We start from the raw sequence: 24,682 nt of genomic DNA, 5'->3' as shown, positions 1-24,682 counted from the left end.
TCATGACCGCCCTGCCCTTCTACGCTCAGTAGTTGTAGTAGTACCAGGTGTTTCCGGTCACCGTCCACGAGACGGACGCGTACGACCAGTTACCGCCGGCCCTGTCAGGAGAGCGCAGGCACGAGTACGAGTTGCAGGCTGTCGAGCGGTGTTTCTTCGAAGGGTGGTGGTAGTCCGACCACGTCGTTCCCGAGTTTCCGTAGCTCCACGTTCCCCCCTCCGGGTAGCTGGTGTACGCGTTCGCGGGGGTTGCGCCGAGCGTGGCCCCGATCGTCAGTGCCCCGGCTGCCAGGACCGTCGAAACAACTTTGTTCTTGAATTTCACAATACATGTCCCATTCGTGTTACATAACATTTCAAATTTTAATGCCAGCTTCGATCCTAGTACAGATGGCAGCGCATGCCCAACCGCGTGGGCTCGCACTGGCCGCGCGACGACCTCGCGACTAACGTGGCGGCATGACTCCGTCGTCGAAGTCCGAGACGTTCCTCGAGGTCGGCGGCCACGAGGTGCGCATCTCGAGCCCGGACAAGGTGGTGTTCCCCGAGCCGGGGTTGACCAAGCTCGACCTGGCGCGCTACTACGTGGCGGTCGCCGACGGCGCACTGCGCGGTGCGGGCGGCCGGCCGATGGTGCTCAAGCGGTTCGTCAAAGGGCTCACGCAGGAGCCGTTCTTCCAGAAGCGGGTGCCGGAGGGACATCCCGACTACATCGACACGGCGACCCTGCACTACGCGCGCGGCACCTCCGCCGAGGAGGCTGTGGTGCGCGACGCCGCCGGTCTCGCCTGGGTCTCGAACCTCGGCTGCCTCGACCTCAACCCGCACGCCGTCCGTGCGGAAGACCTCGACCATCCCGATGAGCTGCGGGTGGACCTCGACCCGATGCCGGGCGTCGACTGGTCGCAGATCGTCGACGTCGCCTTCATCGCCCGCGAGGTCCTGGAGGACCACGGCCTGACCGGCTGGCCGAAGACGAGCGGGTCGCGCGGCCTCCACATCCTCGTGCGCATCGCCCCGCGGTGGGGCTTCGCCGACGTGCGTCTCGCCGCAGAGACACTCGCGAGGGAGGTCGAGAACCGTGCGCCGGGGCTCGCGACGGCGCGCTGGTGGAAGGAGGAGCGCGGCGAGAGCGTCTTCGTCGACTTCAACCAGAACGCCAAAGACCGCACGGTGGCCTCCGCGTACTCGGTGCGCCCGCTGCCGGACGCGCGCGTCTCCACGCCGCTCGACTGGGACGAGGTGCGCACGCGCCGCCCCGCGGAGTTCACGGTGCCGACGGTGCTGACCCGATTCGCCGAGCGCGGCGACCCGCACGCGGGCATCGACGCGGCCGCCGGCTCCCTGGATGCGCTGCTCGCCCTGGCCGCGCGGCTCGGCCCCGCCGAGAAGCCGCCGCGCGCGGGCGACGGCGCGGGCAGACGCGTATCGCAGATGCCGCTGATCGAGGTCGCGCGAACCAAGACCAAGCCGGAGGCGACGGAGGCGCTGGCGCGCTGGCGCGACCTCCACCCGGAGGCGGCGGCGCTTCTGCATCCCGCCGACGAGCTCATCGACGGGATGCGCGGCTCGAGCTCGCAGTGGTACCGGGTGCGCGTCAACCTCCAGCACGTCCCCGAGGCCGACCGCCCAGAGCAGGGCGCCCTCCTCGCCGACTACGACCCCTGGGCGGGGCGGCGCACAGATTCGTGACGAATCGCGACATTCGTGGCACGAATCACGACATTCGTGACGAATCGCGACATCCCGGCACGCACCCCACCTCGTCGTCGTGAGCGCGCAGCGCGCGGAGATTCGTGACGAATCGCGACATTCGTGGCACGAATCGCGAGATTCGTGACGAATGTCGGCAGCCACGGGGGCGCGTCGCCGGTTTAGGGTGTGGCCATGAAGGGGAGCCTGCCGTTCGTCGTCCCGGGCGTGATCCTCGGTGTGCTCGGGCTGGTGTGGCTGCTGCAGGGTGTCGACGTGCTGGGCGGCTCCGCGATGAGCGGCTCGCCGCTCTGGGCGACCGTCGGGCCGATCGTGCTCGTGATCGGGTTGGCGCTGATCGTGGTCGGGATCGCGCGGAGACGGCGGGCGCGATAGCGACACCGCCACGCACCATGCGCCCTAGAAGATCAACAACCCCGCGAGGTAGCTCACGCCGAGCGTGCCGATGCCGACCGTGAGCGAGCGTGCGACCGTGCGCAGCACCCCGGTGCGACCGGTGCGCGCGCTGACGATGGAGGTCAGCACGAGCGATGCGGCGACGGCGAAGAGCACCGCCCACGCCTCCACCTGCGACGGCACCAGCAGGGTGATCAGCAGCGGCACGAGTGCGCCGAGGACGAAAGCGAGGGAGGCCGAGACACCGGCCCAGACCGGAGCGGCTCTGGGCATGACCTCGCGGATTCCGTGCTCGGTCTCCAGCTGGGCGCCGAGCGCGTCCGTCGCGGTCAGCTGCTCGGCGACGAGGCGTGCCAGGTCGGTGCTCAGGCCCTTGGACTCGTAGTAGCCGGCCAGCTCGAGCATCTCCTCGGCCGGGCTCAGTTCGAGCTGGGCCGCCTCCTCGCGGGCCACGCGCAGCTGGGCATCCCGTTCCGCCGCGGCCTCCGACCACTTCGCGCCGCCGAGGCTGAGCGCCCCTGCGACGGTCGCGACGATGGCGGCGGTCAGCAGCGTCGAATCGCTCGCACCCGCACCGGCGAAACCCTCCAGCACACCGGCGGTGGCGATGATGCCGTCGTTGGCGTCCACCGTCCACGCTCGCAAGGAGGCGGCGTCGGCCACCGCGGCGCGGAAGCGGGTCAGTGCGCTGGGCATGGCACATCGTCTCATGCGATGCGACCGGGCGGCCGGATTGCCGGACGCCGACGAACGACGCGCTCGGCGCCGCTACAGCTTCGGCATCTGCGGCCGCGTGCGCGGCCGCTTGATGACGGCGTCCGCCGTCGTGCCGGGGTCTTCGCGGAAGCCGGCCCACAGGTAGCTGTCCTTGATGATCTCCAGGACCGTCGATGCCTCCACGCGGTCGACGCCCTTGACCCGGCGCACCTTCTCGTTGAGCACGTTCGAGAGCTGCACGACGTCGTCGCAGCGGATGTCGAGGATCATGTCGAAGGCGCCGACCGCGCTCGCCACGAAGGTGACCTCGGGGATGCGGACGAGCTGCTTCGCGACCGTCGCCACCGGGACCCCGACCACGGAGATCGACACGTGGACCTCCAGCGCGCCGAGCTTCGGGGCGTCGGGCATCCCGACGACCTGCACGATGCCCGCAGCCGACAGGCGCCGGAACCGCGCGCGCACGCTGGGCTCGGAGAGACCGACATTGCGGCCGATGATCGCGAACGAGCGGCGGCCGTCGATCCGCAGCTGGTCGATGATCTTGCGGTCGATCGCGTCGATGTCCATGGGCATCAGGCCGTCTCCCGCCCGGCGCGCTGCCCCGCGCTCTGGCCGGACTTGTCGCGCAGCCCCACCCACGAGTAGTCCTTGAACAGCTCCAGCAGCACGAACTGGTCGATCTCGCTGACCCCCGGGATGCGCCGCACGTCGTCGAGCAGCGTCACCAGCTGGTCGAGGTCGCGGCAGGTCGCCTCGATCAGCACGTCGCGGGAGCCGGTGCAGAGGGCAACGTGGTTGACCATCGCCATCTCGGCGAGCGCCTTCGCCACCGACCGCGGCGAGTGGTCGCGCACGCCGATCCCGAGCCGCACCGACTGGTGGCCGAGCGTCAGCGGGTTGCAGAGCGCGACGATCTTGAGGATGCCCGACTCCTGGAGCCGGGAGACCCGGCCGCGGACCGTCGCCTCGCTCACCTCGAGCTCGGTGGCGAGCTCGGTGTACGGGCGCCGGCCGTCGCGCATCAGGAGCTCGATCAGCGACCGGTCGGTCTGGTCGATCATCCGAAAAACCTACCTCGTGTAGCTGGGAGCGTCAGGCGGCGGGGACGGCCTCCAGGGCCAGCACGGCGCGCACCAGCTCCGCGTTCCCGGAGGCGAGGGAGCCGTCTTCGCGGGTCAGTCCGTCCTCCAGGCCGATGCGGGTCTCGCAGCCGTCCTCGATCGCAGCGCGCACCACGGGCCAGACCGTGGCGTCGTAGCCGTGGTAGAGCAGCGGTGCGGTCACCCCGGCAGCGCGAAGGGCCGCGGCGACCTCGCGGCAGACGGCGACCGCCTCCTCGGGCGATTCGACCTCCGGCTCGATGAGGATGCGCACGTTGCGGTGCAGCGTCGGCGAGGCGAGCAGCGCGGGGACGTCGGCCATCGACCAGACCGCGCTCTCGAGCACCATCCCGCGTCCCAGCACCAGTTCCGCGGCCTCGGCCGCGCCCTCCTCGCTGAACGCGACGGAGGCGAAATCGGGCAGCGCGTCGGCCGGCCACGCCGCGACCAGGCGCATCCGCTCGGCGTGGCCCGAGCAGGTCCAGAGCCCCGTCGTCGTCCCGATCTCGCCGTCGGGCACGGCTGCCCGGAACGCGCGGACCATGTCCCCGATGTGCTCGGGGTCGATGGTCTGCCCGCCGTCCGCCGTGCGCGCGTGTGCGTGGACGACCGTCGCGCCCGCGGCGAGCGCTGCGGCGGCATCGCGTGCGATCTCGGTGGCGGTGAGTGGGACGCCAGGGAACTCGTCCGTGGTGCGTCCGCCGTTGATGGCGGCTTTGAGGAGCATCGGGGCCTTTCCGGTGAGCGGGGTGCAGGTGGTGCGGAGGTGCAGGTGGTGCGGAGGTACGGAGGTGCGCGGCGAGGTCAGCGCGTCAGCGCGTGCACCGACGCGGTCGCGCCGGTGAGGTCGCCGAGACGGCCGCCCGCGCGCAGTTCCTCGACGAGCTCCGGCTCTTCGGCGTCGTCGGCGAGCGCGGTGTCGATCAGAGCGGCGAGGACGGGCACCGACGCGAACAGCACGCCGTTCGCGTCGGCGAGGACGACGTCCCCGGGGTTCACGACGACGCCGCCGACCACGACAGGGACGTTGAGGCCGCCCGCGTCGATGTCGTGCAGCTTGGTCGTCAGCATGCTGAGGCCGCGCGCGTAGACCGGCAGGCCGAGCCCGGCGATCTCGTCGATGTCGGTGGCCGAGCCGTCGACGACCGCCCCGGCCGCGCCGCGGAACACCAGCGCGGACGCGACGACCTCGCCGAGCGGAGCGTGCCGGACGTCACCGCCGGTGTCGATCACGACGACGTCGCCCGGCTCGACGAGCCCGGCGGCGTGGTGCAGCATGGTCGAGTCGGTCGCCGTGGTGCGCACGGTGACCGCGCGTCCGACCACGCGGCGGGTGCCGGCGACGCGCACGATCGCCGGGTCCGCGAAACCCTCCTCCAGGTAGTGGCCGAGCGTCGGGAAGGAGACGCGCTCGAGCTTCTCGACGAGGTCGGAGGGCAGGGGTTCCGGCGCGGAGCCGATGGTGATGGGCATAGCGGTACCTCGGTATCGGTGCGGGATGGATGCGGGATCGACGAGCGGACGGGCCGGCGGCCGGCGCTCAGAGCTCGATGGTCGTGTTGAGGCGGCGGTTCTCCAGCACGGGCAGGACCGCGCGGACCTCCTCGGTGCGGCGCTGCGACAGCGTCGTGATCGCGAGGCCGTAGGTCTCGCCGCCGAGCTGGGAACGGACGATGCCGAACGGGTCCACGATCATGCTCTGGCCGATGCACTCCGGGGAGGCCGAGCCGGCCGCGACAAGCCACGCGGTCGACTCGATCGCGCGGGCACGCAGCAGCGTGCGCCAGTGGTCCTCCTTCATCGCGCCGGAGACCCAGGCGGCCGAGACCGAGAGCAGGTCGGCTCCGTGGTCGATCAGGTTGCGCGTGAGCTCGGGGAACCGCAGGTCGTAGCAGTTGACCAGCCCGACCATCGTGCCCGCCAGCTCGACCACGACCGGGTTCGCGTCTCCGGGGGTCACGTAGTCGGACTCCCGGTACAGGAAGGCGTCGTAGAGGTGGAGCTTGCGGTAGCGCGCCGCTTCCTTGCCGTCCTCGTCGATCGCGACGATGGTGTTGTACGGGCGTTCGGTGTCCGTGCCTTCGTACCCGGCCGCGATGATCGCCATGCGGTGTCGCCGGGCGAGCCCGGAGACGAACTCCACGAAGCCGGGCCACTCGGCGCGGGCCAGCTCACCGAGCGGGGCCTCCAGACCGTCCGCGAGCAGCATGGCCTCCTCGGGGAGGACGAGGAGCTCGACGCCTTCGGCCGACGCCTCCTCCACGAGGGTCTCGATGGTGCGGCGGTTGACGGACGGGTCGGTGGTGGGAGCGAGCTGCCCTGCGGCGACCTTCATTGCGGTCCTTTCGTGCGATCGGGGTTCAGGAGGCGATCGGGGTTCAGGAGGCGAGCACGCGGGCGTCGTCCGCGGCCCAGGACACGGCGACCGCGTCGCCGGGTGCGAGCCGGGTGAGCTCGTCGTCCGAGGAGTGGCTCGGCCGGGTGGCGATGAGCTGCACGCCCTCCGCCGCCCGCAGGATGTACCGCCATTCGTCGCCGAGGAAGACGGCGTCGAGCAGCGTCGCCGCGATCTCGCCGCCGCCGGCGGAGCCCGCCCGCAGCCGTAGCCGCTCCGGGCGCACCGCGATCGTCACGGACTCGCCTGCGGCCGCGGCGCCGACGGACGCGCCGACGGAGCCCACTCCGGCGATGTCGACCGTCGCTCCCGCGGGGGTCGAGTGGTACACGCCGTCGAGGAGGTTGCAGGTGCCGATGAACCCGGCGACGAAACGGTTCGCGGGGTGGTCGTAGATCGCACGGGGGGTGTCGATCTGCTGCACCCGGCCCTCCGACATCACCGCGATGCGGTCGGACATCGTGAGCGCCTCCTCCTGGTCGTGCGTCACGTAGACGAACGTGATCCCGACCTCGCGCTGCATCCGCTTCAGCTCGACCTGCATCTCCTTGCGCAGCTGCTGGTCGAGGGCGCCGAGCGGTTCGTCCAGCAGGACCACCGCGGGCCGGGAGACCACGGCGCGGGCGAGCGCGACCCGCTGGCGCTGCCCTCCGGAGAGCTCGTTGGGCTTGCGGTCGGCGAAGCGCTCCATGTGCACGAGCGCGAGCGCCTCCTCGATCGCGGCGTCGCGCTGCGGGAATCGCTTGCGGCCGCGCACCTTCAGCTCGAAGCCGATGTTGTCGCGCACCGAGAGGTGCGGGAAGAGCGCGTAGCTCTGGAACAGCATGTTCAGGTCGCGCTTGCGCGTGGGGAGCGACTCCACCGACCGGCCCGCCAGCTCGATCGAGCCGCCTGTCGGCGTCTCGAAGCCCGCGATCATGCGCATCAGCGTCGTCTTGCCGCAGCCCGACGGCCCGAGGATCGAGAAGAACTCGTTGTCCTCGATGGTCAGGTCGATCGGGTGCACGACGGTGATGCTCCCGAACGTCTTGGTGACGCCGGAGAGTCGGATGGCCGGGGCCTCCTGCGGTGCGCGCACGGTGGTGGCGTCCGCGTCGGCCGAGCTGGCGAGCGTGGTCATGGAATGCTCCTCGTGGATGGTCGGGCGGCGGCCGCGGCTTAGGAGGCCTTGACCTTGGTCCAGCCCTGCTGGAAGTACTGCAGAGCCTTGCCCGGGTCGACGATGAACTCGCTCTGCTTGAGCTCCTCGTCGGTCGGGTAGACCGCGACGCTCTCGAGCATGGTCTTGTCGGTGATGTGGGACTTCGCCGCCTCGTTCGCCGTCGCGCTGCCGCCGTCGTTGGTCGCCATGGCGGCGATCTCGGGGCGCAGCGTGAAGTTCAGCCACTTGTAGGCGGCGTCGGCGTGCGGCGCGTTCTTCGCCACGGAGAAGCCGTCCACCCAGAGCGTCCCGCCCTCCTTGGGGATGACGAATTTGACGTCGGGGTTGGCCGCGGTCACCTTCGCGATCGCGCTGCCGCCGTAGGCCTCCGCGACGCAGGCGTCACCCGACGCGAGCAGGTCGGAGTAGTTGGAGGAGTTGTAGCCGGCCAGCAGGGGCTTCTGGTCGAGCAGCGACTGGGTCGCCTTCGCGATGTCCTTCTCGCTGGTGGAGGTGGCCTTGAGGCCGTTGACCTGCAGCGCGGGGATGTACGCGCTGAGCATGTTGTCCAGCATGTAGATCTTGCCCTTGTACGCCGGGTCCCAGAGGGCCTTCCAGCTGTCGATCGCCGTGCCGGTGCACTTCTCGTTGTAGGCCAGGCCGGTCGTCCCCCAGATCCACGGGACGCTGTACTGGTTGCCCTTGTCGTAGCTGGGGTCGGCGAACTTCTTGCCGAGGTTGTCGAGGCCCTTGATCTTGGAGTGGTCGAGCTTCTCGACGAGGTCCTGGCCGACGAGCTGCTGCACGGCGTACTGGCTCGGCTCGACGATGTCGTAGCCGGAGCCGCCGGCGGCGAGCTTGGAGATCATCGTCTCGTTGGCATCGAACGTGTCGACGGTGACCTTGATGCCGGTTTCCTTCTCGAACGCTGCGATGACGGTCTTGGGGATCTCGTCCGCCCACGCGTAGATGTTGAGCTGTGTGGAGGCGGCCGTGGTGGACGAGCCGCCGGCTCCGCTGGAGCAGGCCGTGAGACCGAGGACGGCGACGGCCGCGACGGTCAGCAGTGCTGTGCGTTTCATGGGTCTTCTTCCGGGGGTAGAAGGGATGGGAGGGGTCTAGCGGGGTGCGGTGGTGCTGTCGGGAGCTGGCGCGGAACCGGATGGGGTCGCGAGGATCCGCCGCATCTGTTGGATGCCGACGGAGAGGACGATGACGAACGTCAGGACGATCAGCAGCGTCCCCAGGGCGTTGAGCTCCGGGGTCAGACCGGACTTGAGCAACGAGTAGACGCGCAGGGGCATCGTGGTCGAGCCGACGCCGCTGACGAAGGTCGAGATGACGATGTTGCCGAGCGAGACGGTGAAGGCGAGCAGCCACGAGGCGATGATCGAGGAGCGCATCAGCGGGAACAGCACACGGGTGAAGGTGCGCCAGGGTGTGCAGCCGAGGTCGGCCGCCGCCTCGATCAGGCTCGGGTCGAGGGTGCGGAAGCCGCCCACCATGATCAGGGTCGTCAGGGGAAGCGTGATGATCAGGTGGCCGAGCACGAGCGTGACGATGCCGAGCGGGACGTGCAGGAAGCTGAACACCGAGAGCAGCGCGACGCCGAGGACGATCTCCGGCACGATCAGCGGCAGCACGATCGCGGCGAGCACCATCCCGGATCCCCTGAACGGGAACCGCACGAGGGCGATGGCCGCGAGGAGGCCGACCACGGTCGCGACGGAGGCCGCGAGCACTCCGACGATCGCGCTGATCCCGAGGGTCTGCAGCAGCGCTCCGTCGGCGAACAGCTCGCCGTACCAGCGGAGGCTGAAACCCTGCCAGGTGTAGCCTCCCGCCGCCGAATTGAAGGAGTACACGATCACCGCGATGATCGGGATGTAGAGGAAGACCAGCACCAGGCGGGCGATCCACGACGTTGCGCGATCCATCAGGCGACCTTCTTCCGTCCGCGTCGGGCGATGAGGCCGGCCACGGCCATCGCGAGCAGCATGAGCACGAGCAGCACCATGGACACCGCGGCGCCCATCGGCTGGTTCCGGAACTCGGTGTAGAGGGTGACGATGAGGTTGCCGACGAGCTGCTGCTTGCCGCCGCCGAGCAGCACCGGGATGACGAACACGCCGAGCGTCGGGATGAAGGTGAGCATCGCCGCGGCGATGATGCCGGTCGAGCTGAGCGGCACGAGCACGCGGAAGTGGGTCTGCCACCAGCCGCAGCCGAGGTCGGCTGCGGCCTCCTTCACCGACGGGTCGATGGCCCGCATGCTGGCGTAGATCGGGAAGATCGCGGTGGGCAGGAACGCGTACAGGAGGCCCATCACGACGGCGCCCTGGCTCGGCACGAGCGACAGCTGCGAGGTGTTCACCCCGAGCAGGTCGAGGAGGCCGTAGACGGGGCCGCCGCGGCCGAGCACCGAGATCCAGGCGAACGTGCGGACGAGGAAGTCGATCCAGAACGGGACGATGATCAGCAGCAGGAGCAGCGACTGCCGCTGCGGAGGCCGCGACACGATGTAGTAGGAGACGATGTAGCCGACGACCAGGCAGATCGCCGTGTTGAGCACGGCCATCCCGAGGCTGTAGACGAGGACCTTGCCGTACACCGGGTCCAGCAGCTGCGCGTAGTTGTCGAGCGTGAAGCCGCCGGTGATACCGCCGTAGACGTTGCTCTCGGCGAACGAGTTGCGGGCGACGATCAGGATGGGGACGATCGCGAGCCCGAGCACCGCGACGATGGCCGGCACCAGGAGCAGGACGCCGGTGAGGGTGCGGCGGCGGGTGCTCCGCCGGGTCGTGGCGCTCACGCCGCCTCGCCTGCCCGTGCTGCCGCCGGGGCGAGAGCGGACGCTCTGCACGGCCAAGGTGTCCGCACGTTCGATCGTGTCGCTCGTCACGCCTGCACTCCCTCCGTCGGATGTTCCAGGACGACCGCCTGGGTTGATCCATTGTTTGCGGAAGGTTCAGCCGGCCGAAACTCGGGGAAGGTTCGAGATCAGTGGCGTCCGAGTTACATGCTTACGCATATCGCACCGGGGCGTGCGCCGACGGACCCGGTCGGCGCCGGCTCCCTGGGGGAACGGCCGCCGGTCCGCCGGACCCGGCCTCGGGTTTCGCAGCCGGGCTACGGCGCGATGACCATGCCGGAGATGCGGTCGCCGTCGACCGCGAACCGGATCGGGCTGGTGCCGGTGAATCCGTCGCCCGTCACCGCGACGGTCACGACGTAGTCATCGCCCTCGCGCTCGACGCCGAGGACGTCGAAGTGCGACCGCTTGCCGATGTTGTCGCTCGCGTTCCAGGAGCGCGCACCCTCCTGGCCGCGGAAGACACGCCCCCAGTCCTCCAAGTGCGCGTCGTCGGTGAACACGGCGACGAACGCTTCCGTGTCGCCGCGGTTCGTGGCGTCGATGAACGTCTGGATGGGCGCGGGGAGGTCGGTCATGGGTCGAGGATGTCACGCGTGGCGGGGCGGTATCCAGGGGCCGTCGGTCCCCCTATCCGGATTCAGGTGCGCGGCTCAGCCCCGCGCGCGCCTCCGCACGCCGGTCAGGCTGTGCGCGCCGAGCACGCCGAGCGCACCGAGTCCGCCGGCGAGGCAGAGCACGGCTAGCAGCGCGGTGCCGTCCACGGCCGAGCCTGTCGCGGCGAGCTCCGGAGCGCCCGTGCCGGCCGTTCCCGTTCCCGCAGCCATCCCGGTTCCCGCGCTCGTGCCCGCCCAGGTGACACCGGTCTGCGCGCTCGTTGTCGCGGTGCTTCCCGCGACCAGGATGACGGACTGGGCGTGGTCGGCGGCGGTCGGGATCCCGCCCGGGAGGTTCGGCACCGACACGATGCGGCCGTTGACCGGCGCACCGGAGACGGTCGCGGTCAGCGTCGTCGACCCGCTCGCCGTCGTGCCGCGGAGGTCCACGTAGACCGCCTGGCCGTCGGCGACCGCGGTCGGGTCGATCGGCACGCCCGCCGCATCGGTGAGGGCCGCGGCGGGGCTCGCTGTGACACGGGCGGTCGTGCGGTTGGTCGTCACGACGAACGGTCCGACGAGCGTTCCCCCGGTCGGGGTGGCGGCGGGCGCCGAGATCGCGACCGTCGCGGTGTCGACGGGAGTGGGCACCGGGCTGGCGTTCGCTCCCGCGAGCAACGCCCAGTAGGCGGTGCCGGAATCGGGCGTCTGGAAGGCCCACGGAGCGTCGAAGGTGAGCTCGGTGTACCGCCAGATCGCGTACTGGGTGGCTTCGATCGCGTCGTTGCGGGCGATGCCCGGGACACCGACGGATTGTCCGAAGTCCGCCAGGCTCAGTGCAGGGTAGCTGTGGGCGACCACCCAGAGCACCCTCGCCTGCACAGTGGGATCCACGAAGTGGTTGGTGCCGAGGTACCCGCTCGGGTCGCCGATGACGCCCTCGATGTTCGTCTTGGCTGACACATTGTGCTCGATGCAGTACGCCCAGAGGTCGGGCTCGCCGGGGTCGGCCGGGTCCGCGGGCGGCTGCGCGTAGACCGGGAACACACCGGTTCCGCCGTAGCCCTGGCGCTTCCCCAGGTAGACGGTGCTTCCGTTCTGCGTGCCGGCGTCGATCGCGGACGCGGTCGCCGCACCGACGCCGGACAACACGACGACGGCGGCGAGGAGGATGCCGGGGACGAGGGCGCGGCGGAGGGCCGAGGCCGATCGTGAGAGTGAGCTCATCATCGTGCTCGACGCTATCCGGGACGTGACGGTGCACGGCATCCCCCGAAGGGGCCATTTGCGTCACGCGCTCGAATCCGACCGGATTCAGCCATCCCGGCACGGGGGACGGGGTCGCCACTCAGCCGGGTTGACGCTCCCGTGCCCTCGCCTGCGCCGCGTCCGCGAATTCCGCCGCTCGAGCCACGAACTCGAACGGGTCCATGCCGAAGATCTCGGCGAGACCATCGAAGTCGTTGGAGCTCCAGGGCAGCTCCAGCCGTACCCGTGCGGAGACGTACGGCTGCGTCTTTCCGATCGCCTCTGCGATCTCCTCCTGCGTGACATCCAGCTCACCGCGAAGCGCATCCACCAGGGCCGCCACCGCCAGGGTGAAGGGCGAAGGCGGGCCGGCGGCGCCCTTCCGGCGCGGCTTACTCATTCCGTTGCCCGTTCACGCGCCGCCGCGACCAGCCCCTCGAACAGGCCGAGATCTCGTCCGGTCTCCGGATGCCACTGCACGGCGAGCTCGAAGCGTTCCCCTGTCCCTTCCATCGCCTGGAGCACGCCGTCGCCGTCCTCGGCCGTGCCGATGAAGCCGGGATGGCTGCTGACGGCCTGGTGGTGGTGGCAGGGGGCGATGAAGGTGCTCTCGAGGAGCGTGGAGATCCTGTGTCCGGGGCGCAGCGTCACCTGGATCTGCCCGTAGTCGCTCGGACCACCCGCGTGATCTGCGTGGCCCACCGTGTCCGGCAGGTGCTGCACCAGCGTCCCGCCGGCCGCGACCGCCATCAGCTGCATCCCGCGGCAGATGCCGAGCACCGGGAGGCCGGCCTCCTCGGCCGCGTCCAGCACCCACAGCTCCGACGCGTCCCGGTCGTCGTACCAGGTGGTGACGTGCGGGTCGGGCCGTTCGCCGTAGAGCTCCGGGTTCAGGTCGGCGCCGCCCGCGATGAGCACGCCGTCGAGCCGGGAGACCGCGGTGACAGCGGCCTCCCGGCCGGCGAACACCGGAAGCAGCACGGGCACGCCGCCCGCGCGCTCGACGGCCGACGCGTAGTCGGTCGGAAGGAGGTCGGCACGCACCGACCGCCACGTGCCCCAGTCGGCGGGCTGGCGGTAGGTGGTGAGGCCGATGACCGGGGCGCTCATCCGCGACTCAGTCGAAGTCGGAGTCGAGCGGGGTCACGTAGGCGTGCGACAGGCCGCCGTCGACCAGGAACTCGGTCGCGGTGATGAAGCTCGACTCGTCGCTGGCGAGGAACGCCACCGCGTTGGCGAGCTCCTCCGGTTCGGCGAACCGCCCCATCGGGATGTGCACGAGACGACGCGCCGCACGCTCCGGGTCCTTGGCGAACAGCTCCTGCAGCAGCGGCGTGTTCACCGGGCCGGGGCAGAGCGCGTTCACGCGGATGCCCTTGCCGGCGAACTGCACGCCCAGTTCGCGCGTCATCGCCAGCACGCCGCCCTTGGACGCCGTGTACGAGATCTGCGACGTCGCCGCGCCCAGCAGCGCGACGAACGAGGCGGTGTTGATGATCGATCCGCTTCCCTGCTCCAGCATGTACGGCAGCACGGCCTTGCAGCACAGGTAGACGCTGGTCAGGTTGACCTTCTGCACCCGGTCCCACGCCTCGATGCCGGTCTTCAGGATGGAGTCGTCGTCCGCGGGCGAGATGCCGGCGTTGTTGAAGGCGATGTCGATGCGGCCGAAGCGCTCCTTGGCGAGCGCGAACATCGCGCCCACCTGCTCGGCGTCGGTCACGTCGACCTGGATGAAGGCTCCCCCGAGCTCGTCGGCGATCCGCGGCCCGTTCACGGCGTCGACGTCGCCGATCACGACCTTGGCGCCCTCGGCCACGAACTTCTTGGCCGTCGCCAGGCCGATGCCGCTGCAGCCTCCCGTGATGACGCCGACCTTGCCGTCGAGCTTTCCCATGTGTTCGCCTTTCGTGTGGTGATTCGTCGTGACCGTCGACACGTCAGTCGTCGGTGGAGAGGAAGACGTTCTTGACGTCGGAGAAGGAGTCGGGTGCGTCCGGTCCGAGTTCTCGCCCGAGGCCGGACTGCTTGAACCCGCCGAACGGCGTCCAGTAGCGCACCGAGGAGTGCGAGTTGACCGACAGGTTGCCCGACTCAACACCTCTGGCGACCCGCAGGGCGCGGCCGAGGTCGCGCGTGAAGATGGATCCGGACAGCCCGTACGTGGTGTCGTTGGCCTTGGCGATCGCGTCGGCCTCGTCGGTGAACGGCAGCACGGCCACGACAGGACCGAACAGCTCCTGCGTCCACACCGGGTCCTGCAGCGTGCGCGGCAGCACCACCGTCGGCGCCAGCCAGTATCCGTCGGTGCCGCTCACGGTCTGGCCCGCGAACGCGATGTCGGCGTCCACGAGGTGCGCGGCCACGGAATCCCGCTGGCCCGCTGAGATCAGGGGGCCCATCTCGGCGTCCTCCGCGTGCGGGTCGGTGACCCGGAACGACTTCACGGCCGGCTCGAGCAGTTCGAGGAACCGCTCGTAGACGCTCTGCTGCACGAGGATGCGCGACCGCGAGCAGCAGTCCTGGCCGGCGTTGTCGAACGCTCCGCCCGGCGCGGACGCAGCGGCCTTCTCGAGGTCGGCGTCGTCGAAGACGATGTTGGCGCTCTTGCCGCCCAGCTCCAGCGTCACCCGCTTCACCTGGTCGGCGCAGCCGCGCATGATCCCCTTGCCGACCTCCGTGGAGCCGGTGAAGCAGACCTTTCGCACCAGGGGGTGGGTGACGAAGCGCTCCCCGACGATGCGGCCCTTGCCCGGGATGACGGTGAAGACGCCCTCGGGGATGCCCGCCTCCAGCGCCAGCTCCGCGATCCGCAGCGCCGTCAGCGGAGTCAGCTCGGCGGGCTTGAGGACCACGGTGTTGCCCGCGGCGAGCGCCGGTGCGAAGCCCCAGCCCGCGATCGGCATCGGGAAATTCCACGGGACGATGATCCCGACGACCCCGAGCGGTTCGTGGAACGTGATGTCGACACCGCCCGGCACCGGGATCTGCCGGCCGAAATGGCGCTCGGGCGCGGCGGAGTAGTACGCGAGGACGTCGCGGACGTTCCCCGCCTCCCAGCGGGCGTTGCCGATCGTGTGTCCGGCGTTCAGCACCTCGAGGAGCGCGAGCTCCTCCCTGTGCTCGTCGACGATGGTCGAGAATGCGCGCAGCAGGCGGGCGCGTTCTCCCGGCGCGATCGCGCGCCAGGCCGGGTAGGCGCGGTGCGCACGCTCGATCGCGGCGTCCGTCTCGGCGAGGTCGGCCAGGGCGACATCGGTGATGACCTCGGCCGTCGCGGGGTTCAGGACCGTGTGCGTGCCGCCCGCGCCGAAGGGGGAGGTGGGGAACGTCATGCTCACAGCCTCTCGAATCCGCGCCGGAGTTCCCAATCCGTGACGGCGGACTCGAAGGCGGCGAGCTCGACGTCCGCGTAGTTCACGTAGTGGGCGACGACATCCTCTCCGAAGACCTCCCGGGCGATCTGGGACGCCGCGAAGGCGTCGCGCGCCTCGCGGAGAGTGGTCGGGACGGTCGGCGCCCCGGACTCGTACGCGTTGCCCAGGGTCTCCGGTTCGAGTTCCAGCTCGTGCTCGACGCCGTAGAGGCCGCCGGCGAGCATGGCCGCCAACGCCAGGTACGGATTCACGTCGCCGCCGGGGAGCCGGTTCTCCATCCTGGCGCCCGACCCGTGGCCGACCAGCCGAACGGAGCAGGTGCGGTTGTCGTGCCCCCAGGCGACGGCGGTCGGGGCGAACGACCCCTTGGCGAAGCGCTTGTAGGAGTTGATGTTCGGCGCGTAGAAGAGGGTGAACTCGCGCATCGTGCGCAGGACTCCCGCGATGAAGTGGTCGTAGAGCGGCGTGCGCTCGCCGGTCGCCTCGTCCCAGAACGCGAGGGAGCCGTCCAGTCCGCGCAGCGACATGTGCACGTGGCAGGAATTGCCCTCGCGCTCGCTCGGCTTCGCCATGAACGTGATCGACTTGCCGCGCTGGGAGGCGATGTCTTTGGCGGAGGTCTTGTAGACGGTGTGGTTGTCCGCGGTCGTCATGACCTCGGCGTACTTGAAAGCGATCTCGTGCTGGCCGAAGTTGCACTCGCCCTTGGCGGACTCCACGTCGAGGCCCGCCGCGTACATCAGGTTGCGGATGTCGCGCAGCAGCGGCTCCACCCGGCTCGAGCCGAGGATCGAGTAGTCGACGTTGTAGAGGTTCGCGGGCGTCAGATCGCGGTAGCCGGCCTTCCAGGCGTCCTCGTAGGTGTCCTCGAACACCACGAACTCCAGCTCGGTGCCCGCGAGCGCGGTGAACCCGTGCTTCGCCGCGCGCTCGGTCTGGGCGCGCAGGATGGCGCGGGGCGACACGCGCACCGGACCGCCGTGCTCGAGCGAGAGGTCGCACTGGATGAGCGCGGTGCCCGGCCGGTGCGGGAGCCGGCGGATGGTCGCCAGGTCGAGCTCGAAGACCATGTCGCCGTAGCCCTTGTCCCACGAGGAGATGTCGTAGCCGTCGACCGTGTTCATCTCGACGTCGACCGCGAGCAGGTAGTTGCAGCCCTCCGTGCCGTGCGCGAGCACGGAGTCGAGGAAGAAGCGGCCGTGGATGAACTTGCCCTGCAGGCGTCCCTGCATGTCGGTGAAGCCCAGGACGACGGTGTCGATCTCGTCGTCGAGGATCGCCTCCCTCAGCTGCTCGACGGTCAGCATGCGGTCGTTGCGCGTGGTCACGTTCGTGTCCCTCATTTCAGTAGGCCCTTCAGCAGCGCCGCCGTGGCGGCGCAGTGGTCGTGCATGACGAAGCGGGCCCGGTCGGCGTCGCCGTCCAGGATCGCCTGCACGATGATGCGGTGCTGCTCCTCCGAGCTCTCGATGTTCTTCTGCAGGAACGGGATCTCGGCGAGCAGCTGGTGGATCTTGATCTGCACCGTGTTGCAGGCCGTCGAGAGCTCGTCGGAGCCGCACACGGTCGCGATCGCCAGGTGCAGCCGGGCGTCGGCCTGTCGGTACTCGGCGGGCGACCCGGCCGCGTCCAGGTCGCGCAGGCAGCTCCTCAGCAGCTCCCGCTGATCGGCAGAGAGATCGGTCTGCGCGGCCTGGTAGGCGGCGCCGGGCTCGATGACGGCACGGAACACCGTGACGTCTTCGATGTCGGAGGCACGGGCCGGGACCGCCGTCTGGTCGGGCCGCCAGTCGCCCGGCACCACGACCGACTCCACGATGGTGCCTCCGCCCCGCCCGCGCGTCGTCGACACGAATCCCGCGGCGCGCAGCGCGCTGATCGCCTCCCGGAGGGTCGCCCGGGAGACGCTCAGGCGCTCCGCGAGCTCCCGCTCGGCCGGCAGCCGGTCGCCGGCCCGGAAGATCCCCAGCTGGATCGCCGAGCCGAGCTGCTCCACGCACGACTCGAACGCCATGTGGCCGCGCACGGGACGCAGCACCGCATCCACCAGCGGGGAGTCGATCGGTGCTGCGTCCGTGCCGGAGTCGGTCGTGTGTTGCCGTTGGTTCATCGTGCTGCGCTCACTCCTTGAGCAGTTCGTCCGCGCTGAGCGTCAGGTGGCTGGCCTCGTCCTGCGTCATGAAGTGCTTGCGGCCGGTCGTGAACCAGAGCACGGTCGCGAGCAGGGCGACGACCACCACCGCGATCGGCGCGTAGTTGAAGGTGTCAGCGGTGATCGGTGTGACCGGCGGCAGCACGAACAGGATGACGATGAAGATCACCCAGACCACGGCGATCCAGCCGATCACCGCGCTCCAGCGGCCGAGGTTCCAGACGCCGGGCGTGAAGCTCTTGTCGAGTCGTCTCAGCAGCACCGGTGTGACGTAGGCGATGTAGAGGCCGATGACCGCGATCGAGGTGACGGCGAGGTAGGCGGTGAGATTGACCAGCGCGGGCGCCGCCAGGATGATCGCCAGCACGACGCACAGCCAGATCGAGTTGGTCGGCGTGCCGGTGCGCGGGTTCACCTTCGCCCACAGCCGCGAGCCGGGGATGGCGTTGTCGCGCGAGAACGCGTAGCTCATGCGCGAGTTCGCCGTGACCGACGCCATGCCGCAGAAGAACTGCGCGCCGCAGACGATGAAGAGCAGGAACTTCGCCACGGTCGGGTTGTTGAGCGCGTCGAGGAAGATCTGAGCAGGCGGGAGCCCGGTCGAGGTGGCGGCGAGCTTGGTCAGGCCGGCCTGGCTGCCGTCCTGGATGGCCGCGGTGATCGAGAACAGCAGGATCCAGCCGCCGACGATCGAGATCAGCACGCTCATCACGATGCCGCGGGGTGCGGCCGTCGAGGCCTTCTTGGTCTCCTCGGAGACGTGCGCGGAGGCGTCGTACCCCGTGTACGTGTACTGCGCCATGAGCAGACCCATCAGGAACACGTAGGGGGCGAACGACCAGCCGGTCTCGTTGTGCCACGCGGTGAAGGTCCAGCCGACGTCCTGGTGCCGGGTCGGGATGATCCAGAGCGCGCCGACGATGATCAGCACGCCGACGATGTGCCACCACGCGGACACGTTCGACAGCAGCGAGACCAGCTTCACGCCGAAGGTGTTCAGCAGGCCGTGCACCACGATGAGCACGACGAACAGCACGAACGTGTTGATCGCGTTCACGTCGATGCCCCACACCAGGTTGCCGAACGCCATCATGGTGACGGCGGCGCCGTAGTCGATGGCCGCGGTGACGGCCACCTCGCCGAGGAAGTTGAACCAGCCGACGAACCAGGCCCACTGGCGCTTGTTCCGCTTCGCGAGCCGGCCGGCCCAGAAGTACAGGCCACCGGCGGTCGGATACTTCGAACAGACCTCCGCCATCGCCAGCGCCACGCACAGGACGAACACGCCGACCAACGGCCAGCCGATGTTGATGGCCGACGGGCCTCCCGACTTGAGCGCGATGCTGTATGAGGTGATGCAGCCGGCCAGGATCGAGATGATGGAGAACGAGATCGCGAAGTTCGAGAAGCCGCTCATCCCCCGATGGAGCTCCTGCTTGTAACCGAGTGCCGCGAGATCGGCGGCGTCGGAGTCCTCGGTTTCCTTTCTGGTGTCACTCATGCGTTACTGCCTCTCCTTCGAGGGATCACATTGGTGTCCATATCGTGCCGAGCCGCGATCGGTGTTGTCAATGGCCTGACCTCAGACTTTTAACCGAAGGAGTCCAACCCTAAGTGCCGGCGCAGCGCCCGCGTGAGGTCGTCGACCTCGTCGAGCTGCGCCGGTGTGAGTGCGTCGAGGAACAGCTCGCGTATCGCTCGGAGGTGCGGGACCGAGCCGGCCCGGAAGGCCGCCGAGCCGGCGTCCGTCGCGATCACGTCGATCCCGTGGACGTCGTCCGCGCACGCCTGGCGGCTGATCAGTCCGCGTTTCTCCATGCGGCCGAGGTGATGGGAGAGTCTGCTGCGTTCCCAGCCGATCAGGTCTGCGAGCTCGGAGGAGCGGAGCGTGCGACCCTCGGCTTCCGTGAGCGCGAGCAGCACCTGGTAATCGCCCGTGGACAGCTCCGATTCGCTCTGCAGCCTGCTGCCCAGGCGGGTGCGCAGCGCTTCGGCCGTCTCGATGTAGTTGCGCCAGGTGCGGAGTTGGTCCCGCGTCGGCCCACGGCGCGGGCTGTCCTCGCTCATCTGGTCTCCCTCCGGGAATTGACGCGTCAAGTCCATTGTTACAGCATTGACACGTCAATCCGGATGGTCCGGCGGCGAGAGAGGTCGTGATCGACATGGCAGAGCTTGAGTTCGGACTGAACTCCTTCGGCGACGTCGCGACCGACGGCGGCAGGGTCCTGTCGGACGCCGAGACCCTGCGGCTGATGGTCGAGGAGGCACAGCTCGCCGAGTCCGTCGGCCTCGACGTCTTCAGCGTCGGCGAGCACTACCGCGAGGACATGGTCGACTCCGCCACTCCCGTGGTGCTCGGGGCGGCCGCCCAGGCGACCTCCACGATCCGGCTCGGCACCTCGGTCACAGTGCTGTCGACGCAGGACCCCGTGCGGCTGTACCAGCAGTTCTCCACGGTCGACGGGATCTCCGGCGGACGGGCGCAACTCGTGCTCGGCCGCGCCTCGGCGATCGAGTCGTTCCCGCTGTTCGGCTACGACATCGCGGAGTACGAGGACATCTTCGACGAGAAGCTCGACCTCTTCCTCCGCCTCATGCGCGAGGACAGGGTCACCTGGTCCGGCCGGTACCGCAGCCCGCTCGAGTCCGTCCGGCTGCGGCCGCGGATGCCCGAGGGCGGCATCCCCGCCTGGATCGGCATCGGCGGGAGCCCCGACTCGGTCATCCGCGCCGCCCGGCACGGCCTTCCCCTGATGATGGCGATCATCGGCGGCAAGCCCGAACGCTTCGCCGGCCATGCAGAGCTCTACCTGCGGGCCCTCGCCCAGTTCGGGCAGCCGGAACTGCCGATCGGACAGCACTCGCTCGGGCTGATCGCGGAGACCGACGACGAGGCGAAGACCGAGCACTGGGAGTACTGGCAGCCGGTCGTGACCGCGCTGAGCCAGGAGCGCGGGTTCTACCCGCCCACCGCGGAGCGCTATGCGCAGGAGGTCGCGACCGGCGCGCTCTACGTCGGCTCCCCCGAGACCGTGGCGCAGAAGCTGGCCGCGATCGTGCGCACCAACCACCTCTCCCGGTTCGACCTGAAGTATGACGTCCGGCACCTCCCGGTGAAGGCCCGCGAGCGCAGCATCCGCCTCTTCGGCGAACAGGTCGCGCCCCGCGTCCGCGAACTCATCGCCGAAGACCCGGGCGACTGGCGCCTCACCGGCCGCCACACGGCCCAGATCGTCAGCGCGCGGGCGAAGACCGCGCAGTGACCTCCCTCGCCAGCCCCTCATCATCCGTTCCGACAGGAGACACACCATGACCGACATCACCGGCCTCGAATTCGGCCTCGACACCTTCGGCGACCTGCCGAGGGACGACCGGGGCGAGATCACCAGCTATGCACAAGCGATCCGCGCCACCAGGGACGAGGCGATCCTCGCCGACGACCTCGGCGTCGACGCCTTCGCCGTGGGTGAGCACCACCGCCCCGAGTTCGCGATCTCGACCCCGGAGACGGTGCTCGCCGGCATCGCCACCGCGACCGAGAACATCCGCCTCGGCTCCGGCGTGACCGTGCTGTCGTCCGACGACCCGGTGCGGGTGTTCCAGCGCTTCGCGACGGTCGACGCCCTCTCGAACGGGCGGGCGGAGGTGATCCTGGGCCGAGGGTCGTTCACCGAGTCGTTCCCGCTGTTCGGGTACGACCTGGCCGACTACGACCTGCTCTTCGACGAGAAGATCGACCTCTTCCACAAACTGCTCGACGAGAAGCCGATCAGCTGGGAGGGCACCACCCGGGCCGCCCTGCACGAGGCCGACGTGTTCCCCAAGACCGAGTCCGGCCGCCTCCGCACCTGGGTCGGCGTCGGCGGAACTCCGCAGTCGGTGCTGCGCACGGCGCACTACGGGTTCCGGCTCATGCTCGCGATCATCGGCGGCGCCCCCTCCCGGTTCACGCCGTATGTCGACCTGTACCGCCGGGCGGCCGAGCAGTTCGGCACGGAGGCCCTCCCGGTGGGGATGCACTCCCCCGGGTTCATCGCCGAGACCGACGAGGAGGCGAAGGAGCTGTTCTACCCCGGCTACAAGGTGATCCGCGACCGGATCGGCGCCCTGCGCGGCTGGCCGCCGCTGCAGCGGCAGGAGTTCGAGACGGACGTCGCGCACGGCTCGCTCTACATCGGCTCCCCCGAGACCGTCGCCCGCAAGATGGCCGACGCGATCCGCACGCTCGACGTCGGCCGCTTCGACCTCATCTACACCGCAGGCGGCGCCATGCGGGCCGGCGACCGGATGCGCGCCGTCGAGCTCTACGGCACGACGGTCGTCCCGATGGTGCGCGAGCTGCTCGCCGAGACGCCGAAGGCCACGACGGGCGCCGCGTTCCGGCGCTGACGGGAGGACAAACATGAACGACAGCATCCTCGCGACCGACATTCACACGGTCGGCATTCTCGGGGCCGGAAAGGTCGGCACCGTCCTCGCCAGGCTCGCTCTCGCGGCCGGCCATCGCGTGCTCATCGCCGGCTCCGGGGACCCCGACCGCATCGCCCTCACCATCGAGGTCCTCGCCCCGGGCGCGACGGCGACGCGTCCCGAGGAGGCGGCAGAAGGGGCGGATGTCGTGATTCTCGCGCTGCCGCTGGGCAAATACCGCGACCTCCCGGTCGAGCAGCTGCGCGGCACGCTCGTGATCGACGCGATGAACTACTGGTGGGAGACCGACGGCATCCGCGACGACCTGAACGACCCGCTCACCTCGACGAGCGAGATCGTGCAGGAGTTCCTCGCCGGATCGCGCGTCGTGAAAGCCCTGAACCACATGGGCTACCACGATCTGGAGGAGGAGAGCCGCCCCGCCGGTGCACCCGAACGCAAGGCCATCGCGATCGCCGGCGACAACGCGGCCGACCTCGACACGGTTGCGGCCCTCATCGACGCCCTCGGCTTCGACCCGGTCGTCGCCGGGCCGCTCGCCGCCGGCGTCCTCCTGCAACCGGGCCGCCCGACCTTCGGCGCGGACGTTCCCGCCGACGAGCTGCGCACGCTGATCCGCGCGGCGGAGACCGACCGGGATCTGGCGCCTGCGCGGCTCTGAACCGCTCGACCGCCTCCCGTTCGGTCAAACGTGCAGATTCCGCCCCTAGACGAGTCCTTCGATCGGAGGGATAATTTATCTTGCACAGACTAGTGCAAGATAAGGGGTGGGGCATGTACTACAGCAAGGGGAACTACGAAGCCTTCGCACGTCCGCGCAAGCCCGAACGCGCCGATCGCGCATCCGCGTACCTCGTCGGCGGAGGCCTCGCCTCCCTGGCGGCAGCCGCCTTCCTGATCCGCGACGGCCAGGTTCCCGGTGAGAGGATCACCATCCTGGAGGCCTCCTCGATCGGCGGCGGCGCTCTCGACGGCGCCGGCGATGCCGAGACCGGCTGGCTGATCCGTGGCGGCAGGGAGATGGAGGACCACTTCGAGTGCCTCTGGGATCTCTACCGCTCCATCCCGTCGCTCGAGGTCGACGGGTCCGTGCTCGACGAGTTCTACTGGCTCAACAAGGACGACCCCAACTATTCGCTGCAACGGGCCACGGTCGACCGCGGACAGGACGCCAGGACGGGGATGACGTTCACCCTCGACGCCAAGGCCACCAAAGACATCGTCGACATCGTCCTCGCCGTTCCCGAGCAGCTGTACGACAAGCGCATCGACGAGGTGATGAGCAGGAACTTCTTCGACTCCAACTTCTGGCTGTACTGGCGCACGATGTTCGCCTTCGAGGAGTGGCACAGCGCACTGGAGATGAAGCTGTACGTGCAGCGCTTCATCCACCACATCGACGGCCTGCCCGACTTCAGCGCACTCAAGTTCACGAAGTACAACCAGTACGAGTCGCTCGTGCTGCCCCTGCTCACCTGGCTCCGCGACCAGGGGGTACAGGTGCGGTTCGACACCAGGGTCATGAACGTCGCGTTCGACATCCGGGCCGACCGCAAGACGGCGCGGCGGATCGAATGGATCGAGAAGGGCGTCGAAGGCGGGGTGGACCTCGGCGACGACGACCTCGTGTTCGTCACGAACGGTTCGCTGGTCGAGAACTCGAGCTGGGGCGATCATCACACGGCCGCGGGCTGGGACCCGGTCGTGCACGATGGCGGCAGCTGGCACCTCTGGCGCAACATCGCCGCCCAGGATCCGTCGTTCGGACGCCCGGACAAGTTCTGCACGTTCCCGGAGCAGTCGCAGTGGGAGTCGGCCTCGATCACGACGATCGACGAGCGCATCCCCGCCTACATCGAACGGATCGCCAAGCGCCCCACCCGCAGCGGCAAAGTCGTCACGGGCGGCATCGTCACCGCCCGAGACTCCGCGTGGCTGCTCAGCTGGACAGTGAACCGGCAGCCGCACTTCAGCAAGCAGCCCGACGACCAGACCGTCGTCTGGTTCTACGGCCTGTTCACCGACGTCCCCGGCGATTACGTGAAGAAGCCGATGCGCGAGTGCACCGGCGAGGAGATCACGCGGGAGTGGCTCTACCACCTCGGCGTTCCGCTGGAGGAGATCGACGGGCTCGCCGCCACCGGCGCCATCACCCGGCCGTGCATGATGCCCTTCATCACCGCCTTCTTCCTCCCCCGCACCGCGGGCGACCGGCCGGCCGTCGTACCGGACGGCGTGACCAACTTCGCCTTCATCGGCCAGTTCGCCGAGTCCACGCGCGACTGCATCTTCACGACGGAATACTCGGTCCGAACGGCGATGGAGGCCGTCTACCAGCTGCTCGACGTGGAGCGCGGCGTCCCAGAAGTGTTCGGCTCGGTCTACGACGTCCGCGAGCTCATGAAGTCCACGCGCTACCTCAGAGACGGCAAGAAGCTGCCGATCCCGGCGTTCGCGAAGCGCTACGTGGAGAAGACGATGATCGGTCGGATGCTCGAGGAGTACGAGGTCATCTAGCGACGTCGCCCCACGGAACACGTC

At 69.4% G+C, this 24,682-nt stretch carries 27 protein-coding genes; 6 read left to right on the top strand and 21 right to left on the bottom strand.

The features are described 5' to 3' along the window. Positions 1–25: 25 nt before the first annotated feature. Positions 26–325, bottom strand: a complete 300-nt coding sequence (locus JNB50_RS18330) for a lactococcin 972 family bacteriocin (protein WP_208041607.1) — start codon at positions 323–325, stop codon at positions 26–28. Positions 326–459: 134 nt separating this feature from the next. Here JNB50_RS18330 and JNB50_RS18325 point away from each other — a divergent pair, with 134 nt between their 5' ends. Together JNB50_RS18325 and JNB50_RS18320 are read left to right on the top strand one after the other, a co-directional pair. After that, positions 460–1,692 carry a DNA polymerase domain-containing protein gene (locus tag JNB50_RS18325; RefSeq protein WP_208041606.1) on the top strand — a complete coding sequence of 411 codons (1,233 nt, stop codon included), beginning with the start codon at positions 460–462 and terminating at the stop codon, positions 1,690–1,692. 195 nt (positions 1,693–1,887) lie between these two features. After that, the gene (locus tag JNB50_RS18320; protein WP_208041605.1) at positions 1,888–2,088 is read left to right on the top strand and encodes a hypothetical protein; all 201 of its coding nucleotides are present in this window, start codon (positions 1,888–1,890) and stop codon (positions 2,086–2,088) included. A 24-nt stretch (positions 2,089–2,112) separates the two neighbouring features. Here JNB50_RS18320 and JNB50_RS18315 read toward each other — a convergent pair whose 3' ends face one another. The 20 genes from JNB50_RS18315 to JNB50_RS18220 form a co-directional block, all read right to left on the bottom strand. Next, positions 2,113–2,805 carry a VIT1/CCC1 transporter family protein gene (locus JNB50_RS18315; protein WP_208041604.1) on the bottom strand — a complete coding sequence of 231 codons (693 nt, stop codon included), beginning with the start codon at positions 2,803–2,805 and terminating at the stop codon, positions 2,113–2,115. Positions 2,806–2,877: 72 nt separating this feature from the next. Next, a complete protein-coding gene (locus JNB50_RS18310; RefSeq protein WP_243768663.1) occupies positions 2,878–3,402 on the bottom strand; it encodes an Lrp/AsnC family transcriptional regulator in 525 nt (174 codons plus the stop codon). Beyond that, the gene (locus tag JNB50_RS18305) at positions 3,402–3,890 is read right to left on the bottom strand and encodes an Lrp/AsnC family transcriptional regulator (protein WP_208041603.1); all 489 of its coding nucleotides are present in this window, start codon (positions 3,888–3,890) and stop codon (positions 3,402–3,404) included. The genes JNB50_RS18310 and JNB50_RS18305 overlap by 1 nt, the downstream gene beginning before the upstream one ends. A 31-nt stretch (positions 3,891–3,921) precedes the next feature. Then, a complete protein-coding gene (locus JNB50_RS18300; RefSeq protein WP_208041602.1) occupies positions 3,922–4,656 on the bottom strand; it encodes a 3-keto-5-aminohexanoate cleavage protein in 735 nt (244 codons plus the stop codon). Between the two features lie 77 nt (positions 4,657–4,733). Then, entirely contained in the window at positions 4,734–5,402 is a 669-nt protein-coding gene (locus JNB50_RS18295; protein ID WP_208041601.1) for an RraA family protein, read from the bottom strand. Positions 5,403–5,469: 67 nt separating this feature from the next. Then, complete coding sequence (locus tag JNB50_RS18290) at positions 5,470–6,264, bottom strand: carbon-nitrogen hydrolase family protein (RefSeq protein ID WP_208041600.1); 795 nt, start codon at positions 6,262–6,264, stop codon at positions 5,470–5,472. A gap of 43 nt (positions 6,265–6,307) precedes the next feature. After that, positions 6,308–7,444 (bottom strand): ABC transporter ATP-binding protein, encoded by a 1,137-nt coding sequence (locus JNB50_RS18285; protein WP_208041599.1) that lies wholly within the window; start codon positions 7,442–7,444, stop codon positions 6,308–6,310. A 38-nt stretch (positions 7,445–7,482) separates the two neighbouring features. After that, the gene (locus JNB50_RS18280) at positions 7,483–8,547 is read right to left on the bottom strand and encodes a PotD/PotF family extracellular solute-binding protein (protein WP_208041598.1); all 1,065 of its coding nucleotides are present in this window, start codon (positions 8,545–8,547) and stop codon (positions 7,483–7,485) included. Between the two features lie 36 nt (positions 8,548–8,583). After that, positions 8,584–9,402, bottom strand: coding sequence for an ABC transporter permease (locus JNB50_RS18275; RefSeq protein ID WP_208041597.1), 819 nt, complete (start codon positions 9,400–9,402; stop codon positions 8,584–8,586). Continuing rightward, positions 9,402–10,367 carry an ABC transporter permease gene (locus tag JNB50_RS18270; protein ID WP_307794790.1) on the bottom strand — a complete coding sequence of 322 codons (966 nt, stop codon included), beginning with the start codon at positions 10,365–10,367 and terminating at the stop codon, positions 9,402–9,404. Before JNB50_RS18270 ends, JNB50_RS18275 begins: the two co-directional genes overlap by 1 nt. Before the next feature lie 227 nt (positions 10,368–10,594). Then, a complete protein-coding gene (locus JNB50_RS18265) occupies positions 10,595–10,915 on the bottom strand; it encodes a nuclear transport factor 2 family protein (RefSeq protein WP_208041596.1) in 321 nt (106 codons plus the stop codon). 75 nt (positions 10,916–10,990) lie between these two features. Further along, entirely contained in the window at positions 10,991–12,163 is a 1,173-nt protein-coding gene (locus tag JNB50_RS18260) for a thioester domain-containing protein (protein WP_208041595.1), read from the bottom strand. Between the two features lie 118 nt (positions 12,164–12,281). Further along, positions 12,282–12,581 carry a helix-turn-helix transcriptional regulator gene (locus JNB50_RS18255; RefSeq protein WP_208041594.1) on the bottom strand — a complete coding sequence of 100 codons (300 nt, stop codon included), beginning with the start codon at positions 12,579–12,581 and terminating at the stop codon, positions 12,282–12,284. Further along, complete coding sequence (locus JNB50_RS18250) at positions 12,578–13,291, bottom strand: gamma-glutamyl-gamma-aminobutyrate hydrolase family protein (RefSeq protein WP_208041593.1); 714 nt, start codon at positions 13,289–13,291, stop codon at positions 12,578–12,580. The genes JNB50_RS18255 and JNB50_RS18250 overlap by 4 nt, the downstream gene beginning before the upstream one ends. Before the next feature lie 7 nt (positions 13,292–13,298). After that, positions 13,299–14,078, bottom strand: coding sequence for a 3-oxoacyl-ACP reductase (locus tag JNB50_RS18245; protein WP_208041592.1), 780 nt, complete (start codon positions 14,076–14,078; stop codon positions 13,299–13,301). Positions 14,079–14,121: 43 nt separating this feature from the next. Continuing rightward, entirely contained in the window at positions 14,122–15,516 is a 1,395-nt protein-coding gene (locus JNB50_RS18240) for an aldehyde dehydrogenase (RefSeq protein WP_208041591.1), read from the bottom strand. A 2-nt stretch (positions 15,517–15,518) separates the two neighbouring features. Beyond that, positions 15,519–16,901: a glutamine synthetase family protein gene (locus JNB50_RS18235; protein ID WP_279555041.1), complete on the bottom strand. Its 1,383-nt coding sequence runs from the start codon at positions 16,899–16,901 to the stop codon at positions 15,519–15,521. After that, positions 16,898–17,668, bottom strand: coding sequence for a FadR/GntR family transcriptional regulator (locus tag JNB50_RS18230; RefSeq protein ID WP_208041590.1), 771 nt, complete (start codon positions 17,666–17,668; stop codon positions 16,898–16,900). Before JNB50_RS18230 ends, JNB50_RS18235 begins: the two co-directional genes overlap by 4 nt. 10 nt (positions 17,669–17,678) lie before the next feature. Beyond that, positions 17,679–19,211: an amino acid permease gene (locus tag JNB50_RS18225; RefSeq protein WP_208041589.1), complete on the bottom strand. Its 1,533-nt coding sequence runs from the start codon at positions 19,209–19,211 to the stop codon at positions 17,679–17,681. Positions 19,212–19,300: 89 nt separating this feature from the next. Continuing rightward, positions 19,301–19,777, bottom strand: a complete 477-nt coding sequence (locus JNB50_RS18220) for a MarR family winged helix-turn-helix transcriptional regulator (RefSeq protein ID WP_208041588.1) — start codon at positions 19,775–19,777, stop codon at positions 19,301–19,303. Positions 19,778–19,872: 95 nt separating this feature from the next. Between JNB50_RS18220 and JNB50_RS18215 the strand changes: the two genes are divergently transcribed. The 4 genes from JNB50_RS18215 to JNB50_RS18200 all read left to right on the top strand — a co-directional run bounded on the left by JNB50_RS18215 (position 19,873) and on the right by JNB50_RS18200 (position 24,658). Continuing rightward, the gene (locus JNB50_RS18215; RefSeq protein ID WP_208041587.1) at positions 19,873–20,973 is read left to right on the top strand and encodes an LLM class flavin-dependent oxidoreductase; all 1,101 of its coding nucleotides are present in this window, start codon (positions 19,873–19,875) and stop codon (positions 20,971–20,973) included. Between the two features lie 46 nt (positions 20,974–21,019). Then, on the top strand, positions 21,020–22,099 hold the full coding sequence (locus JNB50_RS18210) for an LLM class flavin-dependent oxidoreductase (RefSeq protein ID WP_208041586.1): 1,080 nt from the start codon (positions 21,020–21,022) through the stop codon (positions 22,097–22,099). A gap of 13 nt (positions 22,100–22,112) precedes the next feature. Next, on the top strand, positions 22,113–22,802 hold the full coding sequence (locus JNB50_RS18205; RefSeq protein WP_208041585.1) for an NADPH-dependent F420 reductase: 690 nt from the start codon (positions 22,113–22,115) through the stop codon (positions 22,800–22,802). A 113-nt stretch (positions 22,803–22,915) separates the two neighbouring features. Next, positions 22,916–24,658, top strand: coding sequence for an oleate hydratase (locus JNB50_RS18200; RefSeq protein ID WP_208041584.1), 1,743 nt, complete (start codon positions 22,916–22,918; stop codon positions 24,656–24,658). The last annotated feature ends 24 nt before the right edge of the window (positions 24,659–24,682 follow it).

This window comes from Leifsonia sp. TF02-11, assembly GCF_017565305.1.
GTDB lineage: Bacteria > Actinomycetota > Actinomycetes > Actinomycetales > Microbacteriaceae > Leifsonia.
Note: the sequence above shows the minus strand (reverse complement) of the source record. Positions and strands in the feature narration are given on the sequence as shown.